We start from the raw sequence: 5,956 nt of genomic DNA on the forward strand, positions 1-5,956 counted from the left end.
GCTTCGGCGCGCACAAGGCGCTGGACAACGTCTCGATCGATTTCGCCGACGGCGGTTTCTATGCTCTGCTAGGCCCTTCGGGCAGCGGCAAGACCACATTGCTCAGGCAGATCGCCGGCTTCGATTTTCCGGACACCGGCCGCATCGCCATCGGCGGCGAGAGCGTCGAGCGCGTGCCGGTCGAGAAGCGACGCATCGGCATGGTGTTCCAGAACTATGCGCTGTTCCCCAATATGAGCGTTGCCGACAATGTCGCCTTCGGGCTTTCGGTGCGTGGCGAAGCAAAGGCGACGATCGCCACGGAAGTGCAGCGCGCGCTCGACCTCGTGCAGCTTGGCAAGCTCGGGGCGCGAAAGCCGCATCAGCTTTCCGGCGGCCAGCGACAGCGTGTGGCGCTGGCGCGCGCCATCGTCACTAAGCCGCGCGTGTTGCTGCTCGACGAGCCGCTTGGCGCGCTCGACAAGGCGCTGCGCGTCGACATGCAGATCGAGCTGAAGCGCATCCAGCGCGAGATCGGCATCACCACCATCTTCGTTACGCATGACCAGGAGGAAGCGCTGACGATGAGCGACCGCATCGGCATCCTGCGCGACGGCAGGCTGGTGCAGGAGGGGCCGCCGGAAGAGATCTACGACCGGCCGCAAAGCGAATTTGCCGCGACCTTCCTGGGCGACGCCAACATCTTTCGCGGTGATGCGACAGGCTCCGGCATCAAGCTGCCGGACGGCACGATGATCAATGCCGCTTCGGGGGCACCTGTGGCGGCCGGCGCCAAGGCAAGCTGCGCCGTACGGCCGGAGCGCATCCAGATTTCGACGGGCGCGACGACACCTGTCGCTGGCGGCGCCAATACGCTCAAGGGTCAAGTGTCGAAGCGTATCTTCGCCGGCAACAACAGCACCTATTTCGTCGACCGCGAAGGCCAGACGCTGAAGGTGATCGTTCAGAATACCGGTCCGGAGCGCCTCGCCGAAGGTCAGCCAGTTGTGCTCAGCTGGTCGCCGGACAGCACAGTGCTGATCGCGGCCTGAGACCATCGATCCTTGGAGCCAAGCCGAGCCTGCTCAAATCTCTGGGATGCTCTCGCGGAAGATCACCTGCAGCCGCGGCTGGTGGAGTTCATAAGGCAATCCCCGCACGGAATGGGACAGGATGTTGAGCGCCTCCCTGGCCTCCACGCGCGGGTTCTGGTCGATGACGGCATCCAGCGTACCGTCGAGCAGGAGTTCCTTGGTGCCGTCCGTCACTTCATGGCCGAGGAAGATGATGTCTTTCGCTCGTCCACGCTCCTTGAGCGCGCGGGCGATGCCGGTGTTGCCGGCGCCGACGTTGTAGATTGCGGCAAGGTCGGGATGGCGCTCGAGCAGGGCGGAGGCCTCGGAATAGGCCTTCTCGCGGTCGTCGAGCATTTCACGCATCTCGACGATTTCAAGATTGGGTGACTCCTCCGCCAGGATGTGGCGGAAACCCATCTCGCGCTCCTCATGGCCGCGATAGGCAAGCGAGCCCGCGAACAGCGCGACCTTGCCGGGCCGGCCGCTGCCCATGAAGCGGTTGAGCAGGTAGCCGGCGAGACGACCGGCGGCGCGGTTGTCGATGCCGATATAGGCTACCCTCGGCACATGCAGGATGTCGGAGGCAATGGTGACGACCTTGATGTCGCTGGCCGACAGCGAACGGATCGCTTCGCGCACCGTCGGATGGTCGAGCGCGATCACGCCGACGCCTTCCGTCTGGCCGTGCAAATCCTGCAGCAGACGGGCGAGCCTGTCGGGATTGAAACCCTCGATCGTGGTCACTCGCACATCGAGATCGGGCCGTGCCAGCGCCTGCGCCTCGATGTGGCGATGCAGCAGCTTGATAAAGGAGTTGGTGCCGGCCGGCAGAGCGAAATCCAGCCTGACGGTCTGTCCAGGCACAGACCGTGGCTGAGTTCCGCTGGAGGCTTCGGCGATGTAGCCAAGGCGCTGCGCCATCTCGATGACGATTTCGCGCGTGCGTGCCCGAACACCCGGGCGGTTGTTCAGCACACGATCGACCGTGGCGGGGGAGACACCCGCTTCCCGGGCTATGTCTGTCAGCGTTGACCGCACGTCGAGCACCTCATTGCATGCATCAAAATCAGGCAGCGTCCAATCGGTTCCAGCAGTTCGCTCAGCTTCGATCGCGATTCTGATGTGAAATGATGTAACCGGCCTTGGCCCGTGCGCAAGCCGGCGCGTTAAAGCAGGGAGCCAGGATGGGGGAAATCTGAGCCGATTGATAAGAGAACCCCTCAAATCCAAGCAATTGGCGTGGCGTGACAGACTGAATGAACGGCATTTTCTCCCTCATTTGCGATCTAATGAAGTGTTTTGAGTATTTATGATGTTGACAGGCTTGATGCGGTTCCGTCAATATCCCTCGCAAGGGCCATGGAGGAACAGGTCCTTGAGGGAGGAGTCTCAATGTCTGATTTGATCCGCATGTCGCGGCGCCGCCTGCTGGCGTCCGGAGGAAAGGCCGCGGTTTTCGTCGCCGCGACCGGCATCGCACCGCAGTTCATTCGCCCCGGCCGCGCTTTCGCGGCGGACGCGCTGGCGCCTGGCATGATCGGCGGGCCGACGGGCTTCGACGGCGCCGAGCGCTACCAGTACGGACCCGACACGCCGGAAGGGCGCGCGGTCGAGGCGGCCAAGGCAATGAAGGCAGCCGGCAAGGCTCCGGCAAAGATCGTCCTTGGCCTGTCGGACGGTTCGATCGGCCAGCTGACGAAGCCTTTCCCGGCCGGCGCGCCGTCGATCAAGGAGCTCTGGGAAAAGGAAACGGGTATTCCGATCGAAATCGTCGGCCTGCCCAATGGCCAGGAATTCACCAAGACGATGCAGGACATCTCCACCAAGGGTGGAGCCTACGACATCTATTCGACGGAATGGAACCGCCTCGGCGATCTTGCAGAAACCGGCGGCATCGCCAAGCTCGACGACTTCGTCGCCCAGTACAAGCCCGAATGGGACGATCCCAAGACCGGCTATGTCGACGGGGCGAAAGGCGTTTCCCTGCTCAACAAATATCGCGGCTCGACCTTTGGCGTGTCGCTGGACGGCGATTTCCAGACCTGGGTCTACCGCAAGGATCTCTTCGGCGACGATGCCGAGAAGAAGGCGTTCAAGGACAAATACGGTTACGACTTGGCGCCGCCGAAGACCTGGAAGCAGCACAGCGAGGTCGCGGCCTTCTTCCATCGGCCGGACAAGGGGCTGTTCGGTTCCACGGACCTGCGCAACCAGGGTTGGGGCTATACCAACTGGTACCAGCGCTATGTCTCGATGGCCTCGCCCAACCAGTTCCTGTTCGGCGACGACGGCAAGCCGCTGATCAATTCCGAGCATGGCATTGCGGCGACGAGGGAATACGTCGAGTCCCTCGTGCACCATTCGCCGGACGCGATCTCCTGGGGCTGGCCGGAACAGTACGGCAATTTCGCCAAGGGCGGAGCGGCGATGACCTGCGCCTTCTCCAACCTGCCGAAATTCCTCGACAATGCCGGCAACAAGGATTCCCAGGTCACCGGCAAGATAGGCTCGATGCTGCCGCCCGGACGCGAGATCGACGGCAAGCTGATCAGCCGTTCGGTGCTGTGGTTCTCGCTGACCGGCATGGTCTCGTCGCAGTCGAAAAATCCGGAAGTGGCGTACCTGCTGCTGCAGTGGCTGGGCTCCGCCCGCATCTACGCCTGGATGAGCGCAAATCCCGGCGGTTATCTCGACCCGTTCCGGCTTTCGGACTTCGCCGATCCGCTGGTTCGCCAGACCTATCACGCCTACCACATGGACGTGGTGCGCGAGACGGTGGCGCGCACGGTGCCGACCATCAACTATCCGGGCGCCACGGCCTTCCACAATGCGCTCGACGAGAACCTCATGGCCTCGCTGACCAAGGCCAAGACGCCGGAGCAGGCGATGGCCGACACCGAGCGGGAGTGGAAGAGGATTTCGCGCCGCATCGGCGAAGACAAGCTCCTCGAAGCCATCAAGACCAACAAGGAGGCATGGCCGACCGTCCTCGACTCGATCAGCTGATCCGTCTCCCTGGATCAGAAAGAAGGGGAGGGGCGAGCGCTCCTCCCCTTCGACCGCAACGCCACCAGCAAAGCAGCCAGATGAAGCGTTCCATTCCATTCGAGATATTCCGCTACGCCGCGATCTTCGCGGCGATGGCGGTGACGCTGGTGCCGATCCTGTGGATGGTGTCGATGGCGTTCAAGCCGATCGGCGAGTGGTCGGCGACGGGCGCCGACCTGACCTGGTGGCCAAGGCATCCGACGCTTGCCAATTTCCAGTTCGTGTTCGGCCATTCGACCAACGACCTGATCGTCGCGCTCGACCACGCGGCGGTGAAGCCGATCCTGTCGTCGCTTCTGTCGGCAGTGTTCGGGACCGCGATCGCCATGTCGGCCGGCACTGCCGCGGCCTATGGCCTGTCGCGCTTCGGCTCCGGTCAGAACCTGCCACTGGCACTGATCCAGCTCAGGCTGTTTCCGCCGATGGCGGTCATGATCCCGGTCATGATCATGTGGGCGTTCCTCAACCTGAACGACACATGGTGGGGGCTGGCGCTGATTTACGGCATCGTGACGCTGCCATTCGCCTTCTGGCTGATGAAGACCTTCTTCGACGACATGCCACGCGAGATCGAGGAAGCGGCGCTCGTCGAAGGCTGCTCGCGGTTGCGCGTCTTCACCCGCATCACGCTGCCGATGATGCGCGCGCCGCTGGCGAGCGCCGCGCTCTTCGTCTTCATCCTCAACTGGTCGGACTATCTTATCGCGCTGCTGCTCACGACACGCGAATGGGTGACGATCCCGGTCTATATGGCGTCGCTGTCGTCCTCGATGACCGGACAGCTCTACGGCGCCAAGGCCGCGCTCGGCCTGATCGCGGCGGTGCCGCCGGTCATCATGGGCATCGCTATCCAGCGCCACCTGGTGCGCGGGCTGACCTTCGGAGCGCTCAAGCAATGAGCGCGGCGACGGTGACGATTTCGGAGGATAGGATGGACGCCGCGCGTGCGAAGTCGGCCCAGCGGGACGAGGGCGCGCGGCTGGGTTTCCGGCTCACCCTGCCGGCACAGATCCTGGTGCTGTTCATCTCGGCCTTTCCGCTGCTCATGCAGCTCTACATCAGCGTCACCGACTGGTCGCCGCTTTCGGGCGTCGGCTGGTGGAATGCCTGGGAGATGTGGAACAGCTTTGCCAATTACACGGACCTTGCCGCCGATACGCGCTTCTGGAGCGCCTTGCAGCGAACCGCGATCGTCATGCTTGTCTGCGTGCCGGCGGAGTTCCTGCTGGGGCTGGCGCTGGCGACGCTGTTCGCCGACGATTTTCCGGGCAAGCGCATCTTCTATTCGATCCTGCTGATGCCGATGATGGTCGTGCCGGCGGTCGCGGGCTACATGTTCTTCATGCTGTTCCAGTCGGGCGGCCCGGTGAACGACATCCTGTCGCGGATCGTCGGCACGCCGGTGACCATCGCCTGGCTCTCCGATCCGAACCTGGCGCTGATCGCCGTCATGATAGCCGACATCTGGCAGTGGACGCCGCTGATGTTCCTCATCCTGCTCGCCGGCCTCGTCGGCGTGCCGGAGGATCAAATGAAGGCCGCTACGCTGCTCGGCGCCAATGCATGGCAGCGCTTCACCACCATCGTGCTGCCCAAGATGAAGACGATCATCATCATCGCGCTGGCGATCCGGGTGATCGAGAACTTCAAGATATTCGATACGCTCTACATCATGACCGGCGGCGGTCCGGGCGTCGCGACCGAGACGATCTCGGTCTACATCTACAAGGTCACCACGCAGGATCTGATCTGGGGCTATGTGGCGGCCATCGCGCTCGCCATCCTCGTCGTGCTTTCTATCGTCGCGGTTTACGCCATGAAGCGCATGGCGAAGACGCGGGAGGTGCCGGCAT

Annotated in this window: 5 protein-coding genes; 4 read left to right on the forward strand and 1 reads right to left on the reverse strand. The window is 63.1% G+C overall.

Features of this window, described 5'->3' with window-relative positions; genetic code table 11:
• A partial coding sequence (locus Q0L57_RS03840; RefSeq protein WP_296738335.1) for an ABC transporter ATP-binding protein occupies nucleotides 1-1,031 on the forward strand: 1,031 nt, incomplete at its 5' end.
• 33 nt (nucleotides 1,032-1,064) lie between these two features.
• Here Q0L57_RS03840 and Q0L57_RS03845 read toward each other — a convergent pair.
• Nucleotides 1,065-2,093 carry a LacI family DNA-binding transcriptional regulator gene (locus Q0L57_RS03845; protein ID WP_296738338.1) on the reverse strand — a complete coding sequence of 343 codons (1,029 nt, stop codon included), beginning with the start codon at nucleotides 2,091-2,093 and terminating at the stop codon, nucleotides 1,065-1,067.
• Between the two features lie 354 nt (nucleotides 2,094-2,447).
• Between Q0L57_RS03845 and Q0L57_RS03850 the strand changes: the two genes are divergently transcribed.
• The 3 genes from Q0L57_RS03850 to Q0L57_RS03860 all read left to right on the forward strand — a co-directional run.
• Entirely contained in the window at nucleotides 2,448-4,061 is a 1,614-nt protein-coding gene (locus Q0L57_RS03850; RefSeq protein ID WP_296738341.1) for an extracellular solute-binding protein, read from the forward strand.
• An 80-nt stretch (nucleotides 4,062-4,141) separates the two neighbouring features.
• Nucleotides 4,142-5,002: a carbohydrate ABC transporter permease gene (locus Q0L57_RS03855; RefSeq protein ID WP_296738344.1), complete on the forward strand. Its 861-nt coding sequence runs from the start codon at nucleotides 4,142-4,144 to the stop codon at nucleotides 5,000-5,002.
• The coding region (locus Q0L57_RS03860) for a carbohydrate ABC transporter permease (protein ID WP_296738347.1) at nucleotides 4,999-5,956 on the forward strand (958 nt) is incomplete at its 3' end. The genes Q0L57_RS03855 and Q0L57_RS03860, both read left to right, overlap by 4 nt.

This window comes from Mesorhizobium sp. (assembly GCF_024509055.1).
In the GTDB taxonomy this organism is placed as follows: Bacteria; Pseudomonadota; Alphaproteobacteria; order Rhizobiales; family Rhizobiaceae; genus Mesorhizobium.

Bases quoted from the DNA above. Each gene is read 5' to 3' on its own strand.
- Q0L57_RS03850 (WP_296738341.1), top strand. From the start codon at position 2,448: ATGTCTGATTTGATCCGCATGTCGCGGCGCCGCCTGCTGGCGTCCGGA.
- Q0L57_RS03855 (WP_296738344.1), top strand. From the start codon at position 4,142: ATGAAGCGTTCCATTCCATTCGAGATATTCCGCTACGCCGCGATCTTC.